Source organism: Pseudomonas syringae pv. tagetis, from assembly GCF_022557255.1.
Lineage (GTDB): Bacteria > Pseudomonadota > Gammaproteobacteria > Pseudomonadales > Pseudomonadaceae > Aquipseudomonas > Aquipseudomonas caricapapayae.
The window spans coordinates 2,574,095-2,595,508 of the sequence record NZ_CP092923.1; the positions used below are offsets into that span (position 1 = coordinate 2,574,095).

A 21,414-nucleotide genomic window follows, 5' to 3' on the forward strand; every position below is an offset into this window, starting at 1 on the left:
GAATGCTCCGCGCGTGGCCTTATTTGAGTGTCCACCAGCGGAGTCAATGACCATGACTGACAAGAAAGACGAGAAAAAACCGGAACCGCAAAGCTATGTGCCCGCGCATTCGACGCCCGAAGAAAAGGAACGCCTGAAAGACTTCAACAAGGACGGCATCCCGCCAGGGGTTTGTTGATCAGCCTGCGGGAGTGTTTACGTGACGCCCGGTCTGTTCAGGCCGGGCGTCCTGGTTTCTGAAAGCCTGCGCCGGCTTGGTCTTCACTTACGCGTCGCGCAGCAGGTCGTTGGCGTTGAGCAACTGATAGGCGATCTGTGGACGTGCTTCCAGGGCGCGGCGGATGGCGGCGGGTATCGATTGGCGCGCCTTGCGACACAGCCCGACCTTTTCTTCGACGACAATGCTGATGCCGCGCATGGTGCGCACTTCATTGAAGCCCGGCGCGACGTCGACACGCACGCCCAATTGCTGGAAAATCTTGCGCTGCATGTGCTCCAGATCTTCCAGACTTTCGATACGCTCCAAGCGATCCAACAGGGCTTTTTCCGCATCGCGGGTCAGCAGCAGAATCCGCAGGTCTGCATCTTCCGCGTCCAGCAGCTCGCGCTTGCAGTCGCAAGCGCCGGGCGGACAGGGGGTACGGATTTTCAGAGGGGCGTTCATGGGCGCAGCATAGCGACTGATATGGGCGTCTGACCATACCTGAGTGCATGTGCGCTGCGCATGTAAAAGCCTGGTCCCTGCCTTATATTCGCAACGCTCCTCCGAGGCCTTGCAGGTAGCGGATCAATTCGGCCACTTCATCTCGCCCTTGATGACTTTTGCGCTCATCTCCAGCGAAGCCGGTTCGGCCAATTGCGGCCAGGCTTTCTGCATGGCATCGATCAGGGCGCTGGAATCCTTGGCCTTGGCGGCCTGCTCTTCGAAGGACTTCAGGTAGTCGGCGGTGAACGTCACAGCCTGGGTGCCTGCCGGGATTTCGCCCAGGTAATGACCCGGAACCACGGTGGCCGGTTTCAGCGCCTCGATGCTTTTGAGTGTCGCGAGCCAGTCCTGACGCGATTTAGCGCTTTGTGTGTCAGCGACCCAGACATGAATACCGCTGGAGACCACGACACCACCGACTACCGCCTTGAGGGAGGGAATCCATACGTAGCTTCGCTCGGGCGCCGGGCCATTCAGGCCTTTGATCTGCAACGGTTGGCCTTCAAGTGTCAGGTGGTCGCCCTTGAGCACGTCGGGCACGATCAGGCTGGCTGGCGCATTGTCCTTGAGAATCGGGCCCCAGTAGGCGAGTTTGCCCTGCATTGAAGCCTTGATTGCGTTGACGGTAGGGGCGCTGGCGACAATCTTCGCGTCGGGAAAAGCGGCTTTGATGACGTCCAGACCGAAGTAGTAATCCGGGTCACTGTGGCTGATGTAGACCGTGGTGAGTTGCTTGCCGCTGGCCTTGATCTTTTGCACCAGAGCCTCGGCGTCGTTGCGCTGGAACTGCGCATCGATGAGCACCGCGTCATGCTTGCCGGTGATCAGTTCGGAAGATACCGGGAAGACGGCTTTTTCGGCCGGGTTGTACACCTCGATTGCCAAGGGGGCGGCTGCCTGGGCTGCTAGAGGGAAAAGAGCAGCGAAGGACAGGGCAAGCAGGGATTTACGCAACATGGGATACGACCTTTGTTCGAGCAGGGCTGAGGTCGTTATCTTAGGTTGCTTCAAGTGAAACAAAAGCCTCAGTATTGGCAACTATTGATTGCTCATATCGGACGAATTGTGGATCGGATCATAGCGGCACGGGTATTCATCGCTATTAACGAAAGGGGCAGCCTCATTGCCGCCGCCGAGGCGCTGGACATGTCACGGGCGATGGTCACGCGATATCTGGCGCAGATGGAGAGCTGGGCCGGAGCACGATTGCTGCACCGGACCACGCGCAAGCTCGGCTTGACCGCGCCCGGACAAATGACGTTGGTGCGTTGTCAGCAGTTGATCGAGCTGGCCGACGCAGTACCACTGGCAGCCGATACGCAAGTCGACGAGCCACGCGGCATGCTGCGCATCGCCTGTTCGCAGTCGCTGGCCCTGGCCGTTCTGGCACCCGCGGTGACGGCTTACCTGCAACGCTACCCCGGCACCTCGGCAGACCTGCTTATCGGCAACGAGGCGGTGGATCTGGTCAGCGAGCGAATCGATCTGGCGATCCGCATCACTAATCAGTTGGACCCCAACGTCATTGCCCGTCCGCTGGGTCAATGCGCTTCGATAGTGTGTGCTTCTCCAGCTTATCTTGCCGTGCACGGCACGCCGTCCAGACCGCAGGAACTGCCTGCCCACAATTGCCTGACCTATTCGTACTTCGGCAAGAGCCTCTGGGAGTTCACCCGCCAGCAGCTGCCGCTCAGTGTGCCGGTCGGTGGCAACCTGAGTGCCAACGATTCAGTGGTGCTGCTGGAGGCCGCAGTGGCTGGCGCCGGTATCAGCCTGCAGCCAGTGCATTCGGCAGCGCCGCTGATTGCCAGCGGCAAGCTGATCGCCCTGATGCCGGAATACCAGCCACAGGCACTGGGGATACACGCGATCTACACCTCAAGGCACCATCAGTCGGCAACGCTGCGCACTTTTCTGGATTTTCTGACTGAATGGTTTGAGAGGGACGCAGATTAGATCACCTGCTGCGAACAGGACGCAGAGCGTCCAGAACGGCATGCCTACGCGGAGCATGGGTACGATAGGGGACACAGACGCCCATCGTCCCTTACGCTCCGTGTGTGCAGTATCAGGTCTTGAACTTGCGCACCAGGCCGTCCAGTTCGCTGGACAGTATTTCCAGGCTTCTGGAGTCGGCGCGGGCCGAGTCGGAGAGGTCGGCGATCAATTGGGCATCGCCATGGATCTGGCTGATGTGCCGGTTGATGTCTTCAGCGACCTGATGCTGCTCTTCGGCGGCCGTTGCGATCTGAGTGTTCATGTCGCGAATCACATCCACCGACTCACGGATTTGCCCGAAGCTGCTGCGCGCCTGCCCGATCTTGGTCACCGATTGCTGCGAAACGTCGAGACTGGCGTGCATCTGTTGCGCCACCGAAGCCGTGCGTTTGGCCAGATTGCCCAGCAGGCTGTCGATTTCGGCGGTCGAGTCGGAGGTGCGTTTGGCGAGTGCGCGGACTTCGTCTGCCACTACCGCAAAGCCGCGACCCTGTTCGCCTGCACGGGCTGCTTCGATGGCGGCGTTGAGGGCCAGCAGGTTGGTCTGCTCGGCAATCGAGCGGATGGTGTTCAAAATCGACTGGATGCCGGTGCTGTCTTTTTCCAGTTGTGTCATGTCCTTGGCCGAGCGGGCGAGTTCCTCGCTGAGCTGGTCGACACTGCGTACGGCATCATCGATCTGCCGCTGACCTTCACGCGCCTGCTGTTGACCACTGTCAGCCGAGTCGGCGGCCTGGCTGCAGGAACGGGCGACTTCATTGGACGTGGCGACCATTTCATGGAAGGCGGTGGAGACCATGTCTACCGCTTCACGCTGACGGCCAGCGGCTTCGGCCATGTCATTGGAGACACGTGTCGAACTGTGTGAGGCTTCGAGAATCTTCCCGGCGGCCTGACCGATGTGCTGGATAAGGCTGCGGATGGCGGTCAGAAACTTGTTGAACCAACCCGCCAGTTGCGCGGTTTCATCCTTGCCGCGCACCGCGAGGTTCCGGGTCAGGTCGCCTTCACCGCCAGCGATGCCTTCCAGGCCGCTGGAAACACTGTGGATCGGACGGACAATCACGCTGGCAAAACTGGCGCCGACAATCGCAAAGACCACCGCAAGTACCGCAGCGATAATGCCGATCAGCCAAGTGAGGCGGGTGGCCGAGGCCATCACTTCGTCCTGTTTGATCAGGCCGATGAAGTTCCAGCCCAGTTGCTCGGACGGGTACACGTTGGCCATGTAGCGTTCGCCGTTGAGTGTCACCTCGACCAGGCCAGTGCCAGTCTTGGCCAGCTCGGCGAAACCGTCGCCCAGATCACCCAGCTTCTTGAAGTTATGCTCTGGCTGCTTGGGGTCGACCAGCACGGTGCCGTTCTTCTCCATCAGCATCAGGTAGCCGCTGTCCCCCAGTTTGATCTGCTTGACGATGTTGGTCAGTTGCTTGAGCGATACGTCGATGTTGACCACGCCGCCAGGGTTACCCAGCTTGTTGGGAATCGCGCGGATGGTGCTGACCAGTACCGCATCATCGTTGGCCCAGTAATAGGCATCGCTGCGCACGGTCTTTCCGGCGTTGGCCATTGCGGTCTTGTACCACGGGCGTACACGCGGGTCGTAGTTGCTCATTTTCGGGTCTTCCGGCGTCATGATGTAGCTGCCGTTGATCAGACCGTAAGAGACGTAGGAGTAAGCAGGGTGAGCCTTGGCGATACTGGCGAACAGTTCGGTGGCCTGCCGGTCATTCTCGGATTGCGCGGTAGCGGCTGCGCCCATGTAGTTACGAAAATCATCGCCCGCGCCGGCAATCAGCGGGTGTGCCGCAATGTAGTTGACGTTCTGCGTGATGCCGTCGAAAAACAGCTGCATGGCGTTGTCGACCTGACGAATCTCCCGCCCGCTGCTGTCCACGAAATCGCTGGTTGCCTTGTCACGCAGGTTCACGATCACGATGGCGGCCACGACGAGTATGGGCAAACAGGCAATCACCGCAAAAGCCCAGGTCAGTTTCTGCTTGATGTTCATTTGAGCTCCGGAATATCCATAACTACCGCGAATGTTGGCGCTGCTTACCCGTAGTCGGTCGCGCCGGGCGAGGACCCGGAGCTATGTCTTGTGGCCTACCAGAAGAAAGTCGGCTCGTCGTCCGTGTTCTTTAGCTCACATGGCGGTAATGGGTATGCGTGTCGTTTCTGGGGCAGGGCTGTCCGCAATCCCTGACCCGGAGATATCGATCACAGGTCAGCACCAACCATTACAGGCAGCGTCCCCCGAACTCGGCCATGGCATCCAGCACTGTGTCCTTGAAATACGCCAGCGAAGCGCGATCGAACAGAATCTGAAAACACTGTTCGGGCTGTGCGCCAACGTTGATCACAATCACATTGATGCGCGCTGCCGAGGTCTGCGCCACCCAACCTGCTTTGAAGGCCTCGGGACGCAGGTCGACGCCACAGAGTTTGGCCATCACCTCGGGAATGCATGAGCCACTCAATTGCAGCCACGCATGGCTGTCTTCGCGAGGCAACAGATAATTGGCATTGTGGTCCAGCTCCCAGCGCGCCTCCTCATCGGCAATCCGCTGGCCGTTGTCGAGCGGGCTGCCCAGCAACAGGTATTCGGTTTGCGACAGGCGTGCAACATGGCTGCCGTCGGCCTGGGTAACGGCGCGGTTCGGTGTCTCTGGCAGGCTGAAACCGCGTGCCGCCAAGTATTCGGCGCTGTGCAAACCGCGAAATCCTGTGCGTGGCAAATGGGTCAGGTCTTCCAGTGTGCACAGGGAGCGCACCTCGGTCATGCCGGAGCGGTCTTTGCTAAGAGTGGTCATGGATCAGAGCTCCTGGCGCTGGTTTTCAGGGTCAAAGAAGGGCAGTTTCACGACGGTCGCCTGAACCACTACGCCGTCTTCGACGCGAATCGGAATCTGCTGGCCGGGTGCGCTCTGGTCACACGCGGCATAGGCCATACCGATAATCAGACCCAGCGTCGACGAGTACTCGCAGGAGGTCACGTTGCCAGTAATGTCCGGACCTTTGAGCACCAGATGACCCTCAAGCGGCAGCGGGCTGGCTTTGGGCAAGGTAAAGCCCACCAGCTTGCGCTTCTGCGGCTGCGCTTCGAGGATGTCTACCGAGCGGCGACCGACAAAGAAAGGTTTGCTCCGGCTGACCGCCCAACCCATGTCGATTTCGGCAGGGTGTGTCATGCCATCGGTGTCCTGGCTGATGATCACGTGGCCTTTTTCCAGACGTAACAGACGTTGTGTCTCGACGCCGAACGGGCGCATGTCGAACGCCTTGCCGGCCTCGGTCAATGCGTCCCAGAGCGTGAGGGCATGCCGCGCCGGGACATGAATTTCATAGCCCAGTTCGCCGACGAAACCGACCCGCAACAGCCGTGCCTTGATACCGGCAACGGTGCCCAGGCGTACGCCGAGGTAAGGGAAGCCTTCGGCCGAAAGATCCAGGTCGGTACAGACTTGCTCCAGCACCTTGCGTGAATCCGGGCCCGCCACGTTGACCGCAGCAATGGCTGCTGTGACGTTGGTGATGTCGACGTTCAGGCGCCACTGGGCATTCCACTTGAGCATCTGCTGGTAAATGCGATCCACGCCGCTGGTGGTGGCAGTGACGTAGAAATGCTGTTCGGCAAAGCGCGCGCAGACACCATCGTCGATGACCACGCCTTGCTCATTGGTCATCAGCGCATAGCGTGAACGCCCGACCGGTTGCTTGAGAAACGCAAAGGTGTACAGGCGGTTGAGCAGTTCGGCAGCATCGGGGCCGCGCACGTCCAGGCCGCCAAGTGTCGACACGTCGATGATCCCGACCTTGTTGCGCACATGCAGCGCTTCGTGCTGCATGCAGGCATCGCGTTGCGATGGCTCGCCATAGAACGCTGGACGCTGCCAGATTCCCGCCGGCATCATCTTCGCGCCTGCCTGCACATGACGCTGATGCATGGGTGTCTGGCGATACGGATCGAAGGCTCTGCCCGCAACGTGCGCCAGTTTCTCTGCCTCGAAGGGCGGCCGGGCAGTGGTCACGCCAGTTTCGCCGACGCTGCGCTGGGTCGACGCGGCCACCAGCCGTGCGGTCGGTAACGCCGAGTGACGACCTTGCGAGGGGCCCATACCGACTGTGGAATAGCGTTTTACCAACTGGATGTCGCGATAGCCGATGCGCGTTGCGTTGACAATGTCGCGTACCTGCAGGTCTTCATCGAAATCGACAAAATCCTTGCCCTTGGGATGCGGGAAGATCGGCCAGGGGAAGTTGACCTGCGCTTCGCTGCGCAGCGTGGTCGGGTTCTCAAACGATTCCAGACCCATTGCCGAGACCACGCTGGTGGCTGCACGGATTGCATCGGACAGCACGTTGTCCAGCGCATGATAGCCGTTGACCGAACCGGCGATACTCAGGTTCTGTGGCAGGCTGCTGATCGCAAACTCGGCCTGCCGATCATCATAGGCGAGCTTGCCGCCCGCCTGACACAGCAACTGGTAGACCGGCATGTAGCCGCCGGACATGCACAGCAGGTCACATTGGATACTCGACCCTGTGTTCGCCACCTGACCCTGGCCGGTGATCGTGCGCAGCTCGACCCCGCTCACATGGCGCATGCCTTTCTCGTGCAGCGCCTCATACACCGTCGTACTCATATGGCAGACGATGCCGCGCTTTTCCAGCGCAACCTGTAATGCATGGTCTGAGGGATGGGCGCGCATGTCGGCAACTGCAGCCACCTCGACACCCTGATCGTGCAGGTCCAGCGCTGCCAGATAGCCGTCATCGTTGCCGGTCAGCACTACAGCGCGCTTGCCGGGTTTGACGGCGTACAGCCTGATCAGGCGCTGGGCGGCGCTGGTGAGCATCACGCCGGGCAAATCATTGTTGCGAAAAATAACCGGCTGGTCGAACGAGCCGCTGCACACCAGGCAGTGTGTGGCGCGCACCTTGTACAAGCGCTTGCCCTGAATCACCGGCAGGTAGTTGTCGGTGAACCAGGCATTGCAGGTGGCTTGTGTAAGGACTCGAATATTGGCGTGCGCCTGCACCGCGTCGTTCAGTTCACGTCGCAGTTGCTCGGCACGCTGACCGTCGATATCGAAGCGCGCGTAGGTCAGTGAACCACCGAGTATCGGTTGCTGTTCGATCAATAGCACCTTGGCTCCGGCGTTGGCTGCGCTCAGTGCCGCCTGCAATCCTGCAGGACCCGCGCCGATCACGGCCAGGTCAGTAAACAGGTAGGCCTTGTCGTAATATTCGGGCTGGAAGTTCAGGTCCAGCACACCAAGGCCAGCCTTCTTGCGAATGATCGGCTCCCAGACTTTCCACATGCCTTTGGGTTTGTAGAACGAGCGGTAGTAGAAACCCACCGGCATGAACTTTGAGAACTTGCCCAGCCAGGCATCCCTGTCGTGGTCCAGCGAGCCGCTGAAGTTCTGTCCGGTTGCCTCCAGGCCCTCCTGCAGAGCGAAGGTGTCGGCCAGCACATTGGGCTCCCGAGGCAGTTGGACGAGACTGTTGGCGTCCTGTCCGGCCATGCTCAGCGGACCCCGCGGGCGGTGATACTTGAACGAACGCGAAAGCAGAAAACGCCCGTTGGCCAGCAGGGCACTGGCAATGCTGTCGCCTTGCAGGCCTTGATAGGTCTTGCCATCGAAGCTGAAGGTGAGCGGCTGGTTGCGATCGATCAGCAAGCCCATAGGCGCGGGCAGGCGGGCTGGGGTGGTCATCCTGCGATCTCCTTGGATGGGCGGGGAGCGAATTCGATACGTGCGGTGAATATTTCCCGCGGGTCGAAGGTGCGAATAATCTCGTCGCTGCCGGTATGGCGCTCGGCCAGGAACCAGTAGCTGGACGGATTGTGCATCCACCACTCGCGCACCACGCCCAGGGTGTCTTCACTGTTGAACACGTAATCGGCCCACTCGGCGTCGCTACAGGTTTGCGGGTCGGGCATGTGCTTGAATTCGCCGCCGTAAGAAAACTCGCTGATATTGCGCGGCCCGTTGAGCGGGCAGTTCATGATTTTCATGTGTCGCTCTCCGTCAGTGGCTGGCCGCTGTCGCGCCCATTTCGTTGACTTGCTGAAAGGTCGAGAAGCGCTCCAGCGCGAAGGGTCTGATCAGCTCAGGCACATTGCCGCCGCTTGCCACCAGTTCGGCCATGGTCTTGCCACAGATCGGCGTTGCCTTGAAGCCCCAGGTGCCCCAACCTGCATCCAGGTAATAATTCCTGACCGGTGAAAGGCCCATGATCGGGCTGTAGTCCGGGGTCATGTCGGTGATCCCGGCCCATTGGCGCATCAGTCTGGCGTTGGCCAGAAACGGAAACATCTCGATGGCATGGGCCAGCAGACTTTCCTTGAGGTCCAGGGTCGAGCGGGTGTTGAACAGCGGGTAGGGATCAGAGCCGCCGCCAAACACCACCTCGCCACGGCTGGTCTGCTGAACGTAACAGTGCAGCGCGGACGAACTCACCAGCGGGTCAAGGAAAGGCTTGAAGGGTTGAGTGACCATCGCTTGCAGCGGGAAGGTCTGGATCGGCGAGCGGATTCCGGCCTTCTTCATCATCTGCGAACTCATGCCCGCCACCGCCTGCACGGCGCAGCCGCACTGGATGGTGCCGCGATTGGTCTTCACCGCAGTGATGGCGCCGTTCTCGATGACCAGTTCCTGCACTTCGGTCAATTGATGAATCTCCACACCGCGCTTGGCCGCCTGCCTGGCGTAGCCCCAGGCGACCGCGTCATGCCGGGCGGTGCCGCCGTCGATGTGCCACAGGCCTGCGAGCACCGGTAGATGGCCGGGGTCCAGATTCAGGCTCGGCACCAGTTCGCGGATCTGCTGGCGGTCGATCATCTCGGTGCGGCCGCCGAAATGCTTGTTGACCTCGGCGCGCTGGCGGAACGAGCGTACGGTGGCATCGGTGTGTGCGAGGGTCAGTTGGCCACGCTCGGAGTACATGATGTTGAAGTCGAACTCATTGGACAGGCCCTGAAACATCTTCACCGATTCGGCATAGAACTTCACACCTTCACTGGTCAGGTAATTGGAGCGGATCACCGCCGTATTGCGCGCCGTATTACCACCGCCCAGATAGCCTTTTTCCAGCACGGCAATGTTGCTGATACCGTGGTATTTCGCCAGGTAGTACGCAGTTGCCAGTCCGTGACCGCCGCCGCCGATGATCACCACGTCGTAGCAGGGCTTGAGTTCCCTTGGCGCAGGCAGGTCCACCTCGACCGGGTATTCAGGGCTGAGCCCGTATTTCAGTAGATTGAAAGGCATACGGCCTCCGATTGGCTGCGTTGCGCGTCGGCTTGCTGTCTGGCAGCAATCACCGTGTTTTTCATCAGAAAGGCGATGGTCATAGGTCCCACGCCACCAGGCACCGGCGTGATGGCAGAGACAACATCAAGAACGTTGTCGAAGTCGACATCGCCCACCAGGCGACTGCGACCCTGATCCTCGACGCGGTTGATGCCGACATCGATCACCACCGCACCAGGCTTGAGCCAGCTGGCGTCGATCATGCGCGGTCGGCCAACCGCTGCGACGACAATGTCGCCCAGGCGGCACAAGGCTTTGGCGTCGGTACTGCGCGAATGCAACACCGTTACCGAGCAATGCGCTCGCAACAGCAGGGCAGCCATCGGTTTGCCGACAATATTGGACCGGCCGATCACCACCGCATGCCTGCCGCTCAGATCTGCGCAGGTCTCTTCAAGCAAGTGCATGCAGCCGCTGGGAGTGCAGGGCGTCAGTACGGTACGTCCCTGGCTGAGACCGCCAACGTTTTCACTGTGAAAACCATCAACGTCCTTCATCGGGTCAATGGCTTGCAAGGCGCGCGCTTCCTCGATATGCGGCGGCAGTGGCAGTTGCAGGAGGATGCCGTGTACCGAGTCGTTGGTGTTCAGCTCGGCAATCAGCGCCAGCACCTGTGCCTGGCTGCTCCGGGCAGGCAGACGGTGCTCCAGAGAACGAATGCCTGCTTCCTCGGCGCGCAGGATTTTGTTGCGTACGTACACCTCACTGGCGGGGTCGTTACCGATCAGAATGACGGCCAAGGCCGGCTCGATGCCCTCGGCCTTCAAGGTTTTCACATCGTTTCTGACCTGTTCCAGAACACGAGCGGCGGCTGCCTTGCCGTCGATGATTCGCGCGCTCATCTGAATATCACCGTTCGGTCAGTGTTGAGAAAGACACGGTGCTCCAAGTGATACTTCACTGCCCGCGACAGGGCGATGGTTTCGTTGTTGCGTCCTGCCGCAACCAGGTCGTCGGGCAGGTAGACGTGATCGACGCGCTGCACTTCCTGCTCGATGATCGGGCCTTCGTCCAGGTCGCTGGTAACGTAGTGCGCGGTGGCACCGATCAGTTTTACGCCTCGTTCATAAGCCTGATGATAAGGCTTGGCCCCCTTGAACCCCGGCAGAAACGAGTGATGGATGTTGATCGCCCGGCCTGAAAGCTGTTGGCACAGATCGTCAGAGAGAATCTGCATGTAGCGCGCCAGCACCACCAGTTCAGTGCCTGTTTCTTCGACCACCCTCATCAGCGCGGCCTCCTGTGCCGATTTGGTCTCCTTGGTCACAGGCAGATAAATGAAGCGAATGCCCTCACGCTCGGCCATCGGTCGCAGGTCCAGGTGGTTGGACACGATGGCGGTGATGGTCATGTCCATCTCGCCTTTGTGATGGCGATAAAGAAGGTCCGTCAGGCAGTGATCGAACTTGCTGACCATCAGCAGTACGCGCATCGGTCGACGTGTGTCGTGCAACTCCCACTGCATGGCAAAGTCTTTGGCGACGGCGTCGAAACCGCCTTTCAACTGCTGGATATCGCCGTCGTGTCCATCGTTGAAACGAAACACCGCGCGCATGAAAAAGGTGCCGCTGTACTCGTCGTCGAACTGGGCCATTTCACCGATGTAGCAGCTGTTACCGGCCAGATAGGAAGTCACCGCCGCGACAATGCCGGAGGTCGCCGGGCAGCTGATCTTCAGGATGAAATGGTTTTTCTCGTGTTGCATGGCTCGTCCTCTGGAAAGTGGCGGCAGCTCGGCAAAAGGGCAAAAAAGTCGGATACAGAGGGTCTTGAGTGATGAATAAAATTCTCTACAGGAATTTAATATTCTTAAAGGCTGTTTTATAGGCGAAAGGAAAAGCAGCGTCCAGAGGTTTCTGGAAACTTTGTTTACTAACGGGAATATGGAGGGCTGGGCGGTAGCGTGCGCAGGATTTGGTTTTACCTGCCATCAGGCGGAAAACACCCGAGGCGGGCGTTTTCCGGAATACAGAAGGGGATCAGTCGTGGTGCGCTTCACCCACAAACGTCAACGAGGTAAATAATCCCCGCTCGGCGATGTCGACGTTGTCCTTGACGGGCAATTTGGCTTCGGCAGCGATGACATTCAGCCCTGCGTTGCGCACGATGACGCTGGCCAGGCCCTGGGCGTCGGTTTCGGCGCTGACGACGTCTGGCGCGCTGCGGTAATCGCCGATCAGCTTGATGCCGGCGGCGGGCTTGCCGTCGATCAGCACGCGTACCGGTAATGGCTTGCCCACGCCGACTTTCAACGGATCAGCCTGCGGCACGATCACAAAGTTCAGCTTGCCGAACGATGGCAACTGAGCGCCTTGCGCGTAGATAGCCACGCTGTATTTGAAGGTATGAATCGAGTCGGTGCCGCTCGGCACTTTGCTGCGGCCCTCATTGATCCACTTCTTCTCGGCATTGCGCGTCCACATGCCGTTGTCCAGAGCTACCGTCATTACGGCGGGCGGTTTGAGTGGCACCAGTCGCGCGTGATCCTCCAGGCGCTGTACAGTCACCGGGATCATTTTGCCTCCCAGGTCGTAGGCCCATGCGCCGCTGACTTTCTGAGCCTTGAAGGCGTTGTCTTCTGCGCCATGACCATAGATCACTTCGATGTTGCCGCGGCGTTGTTCGGTCCACAGCCCGTGGGCACCGACCTGTGTGGCAAACAGTGCGCCGAGCAGGCCCAAGGTCAGAAAAGGTTTTGTTGACAGCATGTTGCATCCTTAGTGGTGTGAATCGAGGGTGTCGACATCAGAGGCCGAGTGTCAGGCTGACCGTGAAATTGCGCGGTTCGCCAGGCGCGACCCAGTAGTTGCTGTAAGAGCGCTCGTAGTATTTTTCGTCGAAAATGTTGTTCAGGTTCAAGCCCACGGTGACGTTATCGCTGACTTTGTAGTGGGCCAGCAGGTCGACAGTCTGGTAGGCGGGCAGCTCGAAATCAGTTCCTGACTGACCGGAGCGGTCACCGACGTAGGTATATGCAGCACCCACGTCCGAGCCGCGTAGCACGCCTTCCTGAAATTCATAGACGCTCAGCAGGCTGCCGCTGTGTTCAGCGACACCAAGAATGCGACTGCCTGCCGGGATGGTTCGGTCGCCTTTGGTCACTTCGGCATCGATATAGGCGAACGCACCGATCACGCGAATGGCTTCGCTGACCTGTCCAGTCAATTGCAGATCCAGGCCCTGGCTGCGAGCCTTGCCCATCGCGCGATTGGTGTCGGTGCCCGGATCCAGCGCCAGAACATTTTCCTTTTCGATATGGAAGGCGGCGAGGGTGGTGCTCAGACGGTCGTCGAACAGCTCGCTCTTGATCCCGATTTCGTAACCGACGCCTTCTTCCGGGTCGAAGGTTTTGCCCGCGGCGTCCAGGCCATTGTTCGGCTTGAACGAGGTGGATGCGTTGGCGAAGAGGCCAACCTGCGGTGTGAGCTGATAAAGCAGCCCGGCGCGCTGGGTGAAAGCGTCCTGGCGCTGCCCGGAGGTGGCGTTGGTGGTGAAATCATCGATCTGTTGATCGAAGTGTTCGTAGCGCGCGCCGATCATCCCGCGCAACTTGTCGGTAAAGACAATCTGGTCCTGCAGGTTAAGCGCACGGCTTTCAATGTGCTCGTAAAAGTCAGTACCGGAGCGTGCGCCGTCGGGTTTCGGTTGGCCATACACCGGGCTGTAGATGTCGATGGCGTAAGGACCGCCTGCAATCGTGGTAACGCGCTCGTTCTTGCGGTAGTTCTCGTATTCAGTGCCGATCAGCACATCGTGTTGCAGACCGACTGCATCGAACTGGCCGCGCAATTCCAGCTGGGTGATGCTGTCATGCCAATTGTTGTCGCGCTCCCGGTAACGACGATTGACGGTGCGCCCATCCGCATTCAGCGGACGCGCCTCACTGGCAAAGCCCGACATCTCACCCTGCTTGTAATGGCTGGCCAGGCGCAGCGACCACACGTCATTGAGCTGATGGTCGAGCGCGAACTGGACCCTGTTGTTGTCGTTATCGATGTCGTCATCCGGCTCGCCCAGAAAGGTCGAGCGCGACACGCCGCTCCACTTGTTGTTGGGGGCAACTACGCCTCGGTCAAACGTCGATGTGTGGCGCACGAACTCGGTTTCCACCAACAGACTTGTCTCTGGATTCAACTGCCAGCTGAATGACGGGGCCACAAACACCCGTTTGCTCTCTACATGATCACGAAAGCTGTTGTTGTCTTCGACGGCCAGATTCACTCGGGACAGCAGTTTGCCTTCTTCATCCAGCGGCGCATTGACATCCAGTGCGGTGCGATAACGGTCCCAACTGCCCGCGCTGGTCTGCAAGGTCGTGAATGCGTCACGCTGGGGTTTTTTGGTGACGATATTGACGGTTCCGCCTGGATCGCCACGGCCGTACAGACTGGCAGCGGGGCCTTTGAGCACTTCGATACGCTCGATGTTGGCGGCATCCGGTGTGGTCGGGTAGCCACGATTGGCGCTGAAGCCGTCCTTGTAGAATTCGGAAGTGGTGAAGCCGCGGATGCTGTATTCGTAGAGCGTCAGACCGCCGAAGTTGTTCTGCTTCGACACGCCTCCGGCAAACTCCAGCGCACGCTCGACGCTGTTGCTGCCCAGATCCTTGAGCACCGAGGCAGGCACCACGCTGATTGACTGCGGAATATCCCTGATCGCGGTATCGGTTTTTGTAGCGGTGGCCGAGCGCGTCGCACGATAGCCCTGGACCGGGCTCGTAGCCGTCTCGTACTGATAGTCGGAGTTTACGTTGATGTTTTCCAGTTCAAGGGTGTACGGATGTTCTTCCGCGTAGCCGGCATTGCCAATGACCCCGATTGCAAAGCCTGCCAGAGACGCGATTCTACGAGACGACATATGAGACTTCCTGATGATAATAGATACAATATAACATCTCCATTGAGAATTATTTCTGTTTGTTGGCGGCGAGATGTAACAGTTGTGTCCGTGATCAGGTAGCCGGTCCTTTCTGTGCGGGAGAGTGAAAGGCAGGCATCGTGAAGAGCCCATTACCTGAACGGAAATGGGCCCTTCCTGGCTATGCGAGCAATTCCGTTCCGAGTTGAAACGCCACCCACAAGGCCAGTCCGGTAGCGAAGGTCAGCGCGATGTTTTCGAACCAGTTGTTGCGGTATTCCTTGTTCAGCAGCGATTTCTGGTTGGACATGATCAGCAGCCCCAGCGAGATAACCGGCAGCCCGACGATGTTCAACGCGTTGACGCCCAGTGTCAGGGTCACGAAGTCCGGCATGCCGGGCAGCGACCAGATCAGCGGGGTGACCAGAATGAACAGCATGAACCATTTATGCATCGGGTCGTTGTGGAACACCTTGCCATAGCGTTCGCGACGCTTTGGGCGAATGTGCTGGAAAGCATCGGTGATCAGCATCGGAAAGGCTGTGGTTTTTCCGGAAATACTGGCAAACAGCGTGGCGAACACACCGATGAAAAAGATGTACCAGCCCAGCGGGCCGAAGAATATCTCCAGTGCCTTGCCCAGATCGGCCAGGGTATTGACCTGAATGCCGTTGGGCCTGAGGATTTCGACGCCCACGACCCAGATGGCCAGATTGATGATAATGCCGACGATCACGGCAAACAGCAGATCGTTACGCTGAATACGCTTGTGCTCGGGGCCGGTCCAGCCCTTTTCACGCATGACGTAAGGGTGGACGAAGTTGGCGATGGAGCCTGCCACGGCCCCGATCACCGAAACGGCCACCAGCAGCGCGCCGTGCACGCCTTCGTCGGGCGGGATGCTGAAACCGATAGTGCCCTTGATGATGCCGGTAACATCCGGGCCAGACATGATCGCCAGAGTCAGAAACGCCAGGGTCATGATTGCCAGCAGTATCTTCATGACGCCTTCGATCATCGCGTAGATATTGCGTCCCACCAGCAGCCACACCGCAATGACCACTGCGGCAGAGCAGAGCAGCGGCTGATTGATGTGCAGCAGCATGGCGAGCGCTTCGCCAGCACCCTTGATCATGTAGGCGTTGATCAGATGACCCATCAACAACGCATAGCCGAGCATGAACCAGGCGAAGAGTGGATGCAGTTGCGCATAACCCTGCAGGATGGTCATGCCCTGGTTGTTGCAGAGCTGGAAGCGGGCAATGATGTTGACAATCAGAAACCTGAGCAGCAGCGAAATCGCCAGTACCCACATCATCGCGTAGCCATAACTGGCACCTGCCACGGACGATGTAATGAGGTCGCCCGCGCCCAGCCAGGACAATACGGCAATAATGCCGGGGCCCAGCAGCTTGGCGAGCTTTTTCAGACGAGGTTCTGCTGCGGGCGCAGCGGCTTCTTTGAGGGACGGGGTATGAGGCATGCGTTGAATCTCCGTTTTTATTGTAATGAGATGTCATTCACTGCCAACTAAGATAAGACGTCGTACAACATTGGTGGTGAGTGAAAATGTAACTATGTGTGAACGGGGAGAGGTCAGCGAATACCAGACCTCGGTCTGCCTGTTTGTTCTGGAGTGCTGATGGAGTTTCCAATACTTGCTGTTGCCCAGTTCTGCTCTGCAAAGGGAGATGTTCAGCGCAACCTCGCCGGACACCTTGCATTCATGCAGCGTGCCGCTGATCTGGGCGCGAATTACCTGCTGTTTCCAGAACTGTCCCTGACAGGCTACGAACCGAATCTGGCTCGCGAGCTGGCGTTAAGCCCGGACGACGCACGCCTGCAACCGATCATGGCCCTGGCTGAGATACTGCGATTGACGACTACCCTCGGTATTCCGCTCAGACAGCCGGATGACAGTGTCCTGATCGGCGCACTGACCTTCACCGCTCAGGGTGATGTCATCCCTTATGCCAAGCAATATCTTCATCCTGGCGAGGACGCAGTATTCAGTGCCGGGCACAGAGACTGCCTTCTGGCACTCGATCAGCAACGGATCGGTTTGTGCATCTGTGCCGATTTCACTCACCCCGAGCATGCGCGACGTATGGCTGAAAGCGGTGCCGGGGTGTACGCCGCAAGCGTGCTGATTTCGCCAGCTGGCTATGAGCATGATGCCAGGCTGCTCGCGGGACGTGCCCGACGTCATACGTTACCGGTGCTGATGGCCAACCACGGCGGACCCACGGGTGGCTGGCAATCGGCAGGGCGCAGCGGTCTATGGGACGAGGCGGGCCGGTGGGTTGGCGGGATGCAGGGCGCAGGCAACGGACTGGTGGTGGCGACCCGTCGGCACAGTGGCTGGCAGGTCAGCGCGACCACGCTGAAATAACCTGCTTCATGTACTTACTGCATGATCCTGTTTGAACTCAGGTTCATTCTGCGAACGCGAAAGCGTCTCCGGAACCGCCAGCCACAATAGACAGAACGCCACCGCCGCCACGCCCGCAAGGGTGAGGAACGCAGCACCGTAGCCTGCTGCGTGTACCACAAAACCAGCCAGGCTGTTACTCAGCGCCGCGCCCAGCCCGAACAGGGTGGACAAGGCACCCAGGCTCACGTTGAAACGTCCGCTGCCTTGAGTGAGGTCCTTGACCATCAATGGAAACAGCGCACCGAACAGGCCTGCGCCGATGCCATCGAGCATCTGCACCGCCACCAGCCAATACGGATCATCGGACAGGGTATAAAGCACGCCCCGAATCGGCAGGATCAGAAAACCGGCCAGCAATAGCGGCTTGCGTCCCCACGCATCGGCTTTCATGCCTACCAGCAGTGCTGCCGGAACCATCACCAATTGGGCGGCGACGATACATGCCGAAGTCAGAGGCGTGGCCATCTGCATATTGATTTGCGAGAGTTTCTGGCTGACCAGCGGCAACATGGCGGCATTGGCCAGATGGAACAGCGCGCAACAGATGCCAAACAGCAGCAACGGCTTGTTGCTCAACAGTGCGGAGAGCCCGGAAGGCTGGCTGCCCTGCGAAGCGTGATTGGCATCGAAGCCCCGAGCGACGTCGTGATCAATCGCATCTGCAGACACGAAGCTGATTGCAACAACGCTCGCCAGCGCCATCGCGGCCATCAGATAGAACACTGCAATAGGGCCGAAGAGATAGGCGAAGCCGCCGGCCAGCAGGGCCGCGCAGGCGTTACCGGCATGATTGAATGTTTCATTGCGCCCGGTACGGCGGGTAAACGCCTTCGGCCCGGTTATGCCCAGTGAAATCGCAGCAATGGCGGGTGCGAACACCGAGGCCGCAATGCTGCTCAATGCCTGAGTCAGGGCCACGATTGAGAAGGATGACGTGAAGGGCAGGATCAAGCAACTCAGCGTGACCAGCAAGGCCGCCACACCGATCATGGCGCGTTTGTAGGGCGTGCGATCGATCAGCGCGCCCGCTGGCGTTTGTGTCAGCAGCCCGGCAATACCGGCGATTGTCATGACTACACCAATGCTGGCCGGGTCCCATTTATGCACGGCGAGTAGATAAATCGCCAGATAAGGCCCCAGCCCGTCACGCACATCGGCGAGAAAAAAATTCAGGCTATCTAGCGAAAGGGTGTTGCGGCGATCTGCATGAATGGCCAAGAGCGGGATTCCCGTAATTCGTCAGACTCCAGGTAGCTGAGTCACGGCTAATACTGACCCAAGCCGTTTTGCAGAAGTTTCCGCACCGAACATGAAAATTGCAGGTTCACCCGCTCTTCTTTTGCAGGCTCTTCATGCGCTGTGCCGCTCGTTGCACAGCGGCCATCTTCTCCGGCCGCTTCATGCGCTTCCATTTGCGAATGTCATCCTTGGTGCGGCCACAACTGATGCACAGGTCGCCACTGAGCTGGCAGACCGAAATGCACGGGTTTTCGATGTCCTTGGCCATATCAACCTCGTCGGGCGTATTTGCGTTTGATACGTTGCTGCCAGTCGCCGCCGTTCTCCAGGCGGCATTGCTCTTCACAGTCGACATGCACATGGGCCGAGACGCTCGACACACTGACCTGCGCCTCTTCAAGCGCCGCTGCGGTCAACTCGATCATCCGCCCATCCAGCCCGCCCGCCAGTGCAGCATGCCTGTTGGCCAGCGTATCGAACACCCAGACCACCTCCAGGCTCGCCGGGAAGGCTGCGTAATTGACGTCGTGAGTCAGCCAGCAAAAACCGGGCATTTCAGACTTCGCGGTTTCACAGGCTTGCGTCAGCGATGTAACAAGCTGACGCTCAGTGCGGGCCTGCTCGCGTTTGCTTGAGGGCATCTGGTGTGCTCGGGCAGTAAAGGGGATGGCTGCGCACGATACCTGAATTGTTGGCAGCTTCGCAGTACTGAGCAATCATGATTTTTTTGGATACCGCGATGACAGGTGACTTAACCAGTTCGCGCGCGGCACGAAAAAAGATGTTTGTATTTAAACTTTTTTTGACGATCATTCTTTCATCATCTTCAGATAAAGATGATGGTTTTGGCGAGGATGCTAATGTAGTCTTGCAATTTATGAGTGAATGCTTGCGAGTCTGGCGCGATTAATAAGTGGTTTTCAGAAGTAAAAAGCTCAGTTAATATAGATTTTTCTCAGTTTTAGATAGGGGGTTGTACTGTGGCGTTTGACACTTATATGCAGATTGAGGGCATTCCAGGCGAATCTCTTGATGCGATATTTAAAGAGTGGATCGAGACAATATAAGGCGAGGCGCGTTTAGGCTCCATCCCGTTGGGCCGCGTGGCATAAGCCAAGGCCGTATCACTCTTAACTCTCAGATTGGATTCGATGAGCTTAAAAAATTTCTTCGCAGTCAACACGGCGGAATTCTTCCGGGGACGAATCTGAAGTACTACGGCGTAATAGATGTTTCTGCTTTTAGTGAATAGTGAAGAGATCTAAATGAAAAAATAATGAAACTCATCACGAAGGGCGCACTAATTTTAGTATTGGCTGCGCTGCTAACTAAATGGCTTGTCGCGTTAGGCCTGATGGGCTGGCTGCTTCAAACTGAAACAGGCCTCGATATGTATGTTTCGGCTGCAAATGCCTTGGGCATAATCGGCGGAGAGGATGGAGAGTTCATGCTTCTTGCCATAATGGTATTGGTGATGCTGGTGCCATCAACGTTTATTGTATGGGGTGCGGCTAAAACTCTCTGTAGATTCAGAGCAGTACGGTAATAAACACAGAGCATGAGAGCAGGAGGGTTGTCAGAGCCCCGACTTGACTGGAGATATCTTGTAGGATGCCTTGCGGCCGCGAGGCGGGCGCCATTCCAAAAATAACAACAAGGAGACGCATCATGGATTTCTCACCCCCATCCACCACCGCAGACCAGAGCCGTCGGAGCTTTTTGAAAAAGTCGTTGGCTGTTTCGGCAACGGTCGCGGCCATTGGCTCTCTGCCGCGCCTGTCTATTGCCGAGCCGTTGACCCAGCGTTATCCCGACCCGCTGGTGGGTGTGCTGGATGACAGTTTTCTGGACATACGCATCTTCAATGCCAGCGTTGAAAAGCTCGCCACTGGCATGCGCTGGGCCGAGGGGCCGGTATGGGTGGGGGATGGTCGTTATCTGCTGGTCAGTGATATCGCCAATAACCGCATCATGCGCTGGGATGAGGTGACGGGGGCGCTGTCTGTGTACCGCGAGCACTCCAATTTTTCCAATGGCATGTGCCGCGACCGTCAGGGCCGGTTGCTGGTTTGTGAGGGTTCGAGCACGACCAGCGAAGGGCGGCGGGTGACACGTACCGAGTACAACGGACGCATTACCGTGCTGGCCGACAGCTTCGACGGCAAGCCTTTCAACTCCCCCAACGACATCGTCTGCAAGCGTGACGGTTCGATCTGGTTCACCGACCCGACTTTTCAAGCCAACAGCGACTATGAAGGCCGCAAGGTCAAGCAGGAGCAGCCGTTCGGGGTCTATCGAATTGATCCTGAGAACGGCAAGGTCAGTCGGGTCATCGATGACATGGCAGGTCCGAACGGCCTGTGTTTTTCGCCGGACGAGAAAACCCTGTACGTGGTCGAAGGGCGCGCTAAGCCCACTGGGCTCATCTGGGCCGTAGCGGTCAATGAGGACGGCTCGCTTGGGGAGCGTCGCAAGCACGTCGAAGGTCTGGAATACGCGGCTATCGACGGCATCAAATGCGACGAGAGCGGCAACCTTTGGTGTGGCTGGGGTGGCAACGGCAACCCGAAGGCCGACTTGGAGAAACTCGACGGAGTGCGGATATTCAACCCGCAGGGTAAAGCCATCGGCCACATCAGCCTGCCCGAACGCTGCGCCAACATCTGCTTCGGCGGGCGAGAGGGCAATCGTTTATTCATGGCCAGCAGCCATTCGCTGTACTCAGTGTTTGTGAACGCGCGAGGTGCAACGTTTGCCTGAAGAGGCATCAGCCGCATCGGCGGCGCACGACATCACGCGCCGTCAATCGGGTCGAACCCCTGCGGACATGTCGGGTCTGTTCCTGTAATTACTTTCAG

Annotated in this window: 21 protein-coding genes and 2 pseudogenes; 6 read left to right on the forward strand and 17 right to left on the reverse strand. The window is 58.5% G+C overall.

Features of this window, described 5'->3' with window-relative positions; all coding sequences use genetic code 11:
* The first annotated feature begins 52 nt into the window (after positions 1 to 52).
* Positions 53 to 178 (forward strand): hypothetical protein, encoded by a 126-nt coding sequence (locus MME58_RS27460; protein ID WP_082427297.1) that lies wholly within the window; start codon positions 53 to 55, stop codon positions 176 to 178.
* Positions 179 to 265: 87 nt separating this feature from the next.
* Here the strand turns inward: MME58_RS27460 and MME58_RS11615 are convergent, their stop codons facing one another.
* Together MME58_RS11615 and MME58_RS11620 are read right to left on the reverse strand one after the other, a co-directional pair.
* Complete coding sequence (locus MME58_RS11615) at positions 266 to 664, reverse strand: hypothetical protein (RefSeq protein WP_054985379.1); 399 nt, start codon at positions 662 to 664, stop codon at positions 266 to 268.
* A gap of 123 nt (positions 665 to 787) precedes the next feature.
* On the reverse strand, positions 788 to 1,663 hold the full coding sequence (locus MME58_RS11620; RefSeq protein ID WP_054985378.1) for an MBL fold metallo-hydrolase: 876 nt from the start codon (positions 1,661 to 1,663) through the stop codon (positions 788 to 790).
* 108 nt (positions 1,664 to 1,771) lie between these two features.
* Here MME58_RS11620 and MME58_RS11625 point away from each other — a divergent pair, with 108 nt between their 5' ends.
* Positions 1,772 to 2,662, forward strand: coding sequence for a LysR family transcriptional regulator (locus MME58_RS11625; RefSeq protein ID WP_061447421.1), 891 nt, complete (start codon positions 1,772 to 1,774; stop codon positions 2,660 to 2,662).
* Positions 2,663 to 2,774: 112 nt separating this feature from the next.
* Here the strand turns inward: MME58_RS11625 and MME58_RS27790 are convergent, their stop codons facing one another.
* The 11 genes and pseudogenes from MME58_RS27790 to MME58_RS11675 form a co-directional block, all read right to left on the reverse strand.
* Positions 2,775 to 3,542: a methyl-accepting chemotaxis protein gene (locus MME58_RS27790; RefSeq protein ID WP_395514956.1), complete on the reverse strand. Its 768-nt coding sequence runs from the start codon at positions 3,540 to 3,542 to the stop codon at positions 2,775 to 2,777.
* A gap of 90 nt (positions 3,543 to 3,632) precedes the next feature.
* Positions 3,633 to 4,715: pseudogene (locus MME58_RS27795) on the reverse strand (cache domain-containing protein); the annotation flags it as partial.
* A gap of 229 nt (positions 4,716 to 4,944) precedes the next feature.
* Positions 4,945 to 5,517: a sarcosine oxidase subunit gamma gene (locus MME58_RS11635; protein ID WP_055005915.1), complete on the reverse strand. Its 573-nt coding sequence runs from the start codon at positions 5,515 to 5,517 to the stop codon at positions 4,945 to 4,947.
* Between the two features lie 3 nt (positions 5,518 to 5,520).
* Positions 5,521 to 8,427 (reverse strand): 2Fe-2S iron-sulfur cluster-binding protein, encoded by a 2,907-nt coding sequence (locus MME58_RS11640; protein ID WP_055005914.1) that lies wholly within the window; start codon positions 8,425 to 8,427, stop codon positions 5,521 to 5,523.
* Entirely contained in the window at positions 8,424 to 8,729 is a 306-nt protein-coding gene (locus MME58_RS11645) for a sarcosine oxidase subunit delta (protein WP_054985373.1), read from the reverse strand. Before MME58_RS11645 ends, MME58_RS11640 begins: the two co-directional genes overlap by 4 nt.
* 13 nt (positions 8,730 to 8,742) lie before the next feature.
* On the reverse strand, positions 8,743 to 9,984 hold the full coding sequence (locus MME58_RS11650; RefSeq protein ID WP_055005913.1) for an FAD-dependent oxidoreductase: 1,242 nt from the start codon (positions 9,982 to 9,984) through the stop codon (positions 8,743 to 8,745).
* Complete coding sequence (gene folD / locus MME58_RS11655; protein WP_054985371.1) at positions 9,966 to 10,868, reverse strand: bifunctional methylenetetrahydrofolate dehydrogenase/methenyltetrahydrofolate cyclohydrolase FolD; 903 nt, start codon at positions 10,866 to 10,868, stop codon at positions 9,966 to 9,968. Before folD ends, MME58_RS11650 begins: the two co-directional genes overlap by 19 nt.
* A complete protein-coding gene (gene purU, locus MME58_RS11660; RefSeq protein ID WP_054985370.1) occupies positions 10,865 to 11,731 on the reverse strand; it encodes a formyltetrahydrofolate deformylase in 867 nt (288 codons plus the stop codon). Before purU ends, folD begins: the two co-directional genes overlap by 4 nt.
* Before the next feature lie 274 nt (positions 11,732 to 12,005).
* On the reverse strand, positions 12,006 to 12,734 hold the full coding sequence (locus tag MME58_RS11665) for a DUF4198 domain-containing protein (RefSeq protein ID WP_054985369.1): 729 nt from the start codon (positions 12,732 to 12,734) through the stop codon (positions 12,006 to 12,008).
* A 37-nt stretch (positions 12,735 to 12,771) separates the two neighbouring features.
* Positions 12,772 to 14,883, reverse strand: coding sequence for a TonB-dependent siderophore receptor (locus MME58_RS11670; protein WP_055005912.1), 2,112 nt, complete (start codon positions 14,881 to 14,883; stop codon positions 12,772 to 12,774).
* 181 nt (positions 14,884 to 15,064) lie between these two features.
* Entirely contained in the window at positions 15,065 to 16,366 is a 1,302-nt protein-coding gene (locus MME58_RS11675) for an Nramp family divalent metal transporter (protein ID WP_054985367.1), read from the reverse strand.
* A 159-nt stretch (positions 16,367 to 16,525) separates the two neighbouring features.
* Between MME58_RS11675 and MME58_RS11680 the strand changes: the two genes are divergently transcribed.
* Positions 16,526 to 17,275 (forward strand): carbon-nitrogen hydrolase family protein, encoded by a 750-nt coding sequence (locus MME58_RS11680; RefSeq protein ID WP_055005911.1) that lies wholly within the window; start codon positions 16,526 to 16,528, stop codon positions 17,273 to 17,275.
* Positions 17,276 to 17,281: 6 nt separating this feature from the next.
* On the opposite strand, the gene MME58_RS11685 is transcribed toward MME58_RS11680, so the two are convergent.
* The 4 genes from MME58_RS11685 to MME58_RS11700 all read right to left on the reverse strand — a co-directional run bounded on the left by MME58_RS11685 (position 17,282) and on the right by MME58_RS11700 (position 19,369).
* The gene (locus MME58_RS11685; protein ID WP_055005910.1) at positions 17,282 to 18,535 is read right to left on the reverse strand and encodes an MFS transporter; all 1,254 of its coding nucleotides are present in this window, start codon (positions 18,533 to 18,535) and stop codon (positions 17,282 to 17,284) included.
* A 106-nt stretch (positions 18,536 to 18,641) separates the two neighbouring features.
* Positions 18,642 to 18,824 (reverse strand): DUF1289 domain-containing protein, encoded by a 183-nt coding sequence (locus tag MME58_RS11690; RefSeq protein ID WP_055005909.1) that lies wholly within the window; start codon positions 18,822 to 18,824, stop codon positions 18,642 to 18,644.
* A 1-nt stretch (position 18,825) separates the two neighbouring features.
* Entirely contained in the window at positions 18,826 to 19,197 is a 372-nt protein-coding gene (locus tag MME58_RS11695; RefSeq protein WP_055005908.1) for a hypothetical protein, read from the reverse strand.
* The gene (locus MME58_RS11700) at positions 19,163 to 19,369 is read right to left on the reverse strand and encodes a hypothetical protein (RefSeq protein ID WP_054985362.1); all 207 of its coding nucleotides are present in this window, start codon (positions 19,367 to 19,369) and stop codon (positions 19,163 to 19,165) included. Before MME58_RS11700 ends, MME58_RS11695 begins: the two co-directional genes overlap by 35 nt.
* 244 nt (positions 19,370 to 19,613) lie before the next feature.
* Between MME58_RS11700 and MME58_RS11705 the strand changes: the two are divergent.
* The 3 genes and pseudogenes from MME58_RS11705 to MME58_RS11715 all read left to right on the forward strand — a co-directional run.
* Positions 19,614 to 19,808: pseudogene (locus MME58_RS11705) on the forward strand (tlde1 domain-containing protein); the annotation flags it as partial.
* Between the two features lie 24 nt (positions 19,809 to 19,832).
* Entirely contained in the window at positions 19,833 to 20,102 is a 270-nt protein-coding gene (locus MME58_RS11710) for a hypothetical protein (RefSeq protein WP_017684954.1), read from the forward strand.
* Positions 20,103 to 20,224: 122 nt separating this feature from the next.
* Complete coding sequence (locus MME58_RS11715; protein WP_055005907.1) at positions 20,225 to 21,316, forward strand: SMP-30/gluconolactonase/LRE family protein; 1,092 nt, start codon at positions 20,225 to 20,227, stop codon at positions 21,314 to 21,316.
* Positions 21,317 to 21,414 lie beyond the last annotated feature (98 nt).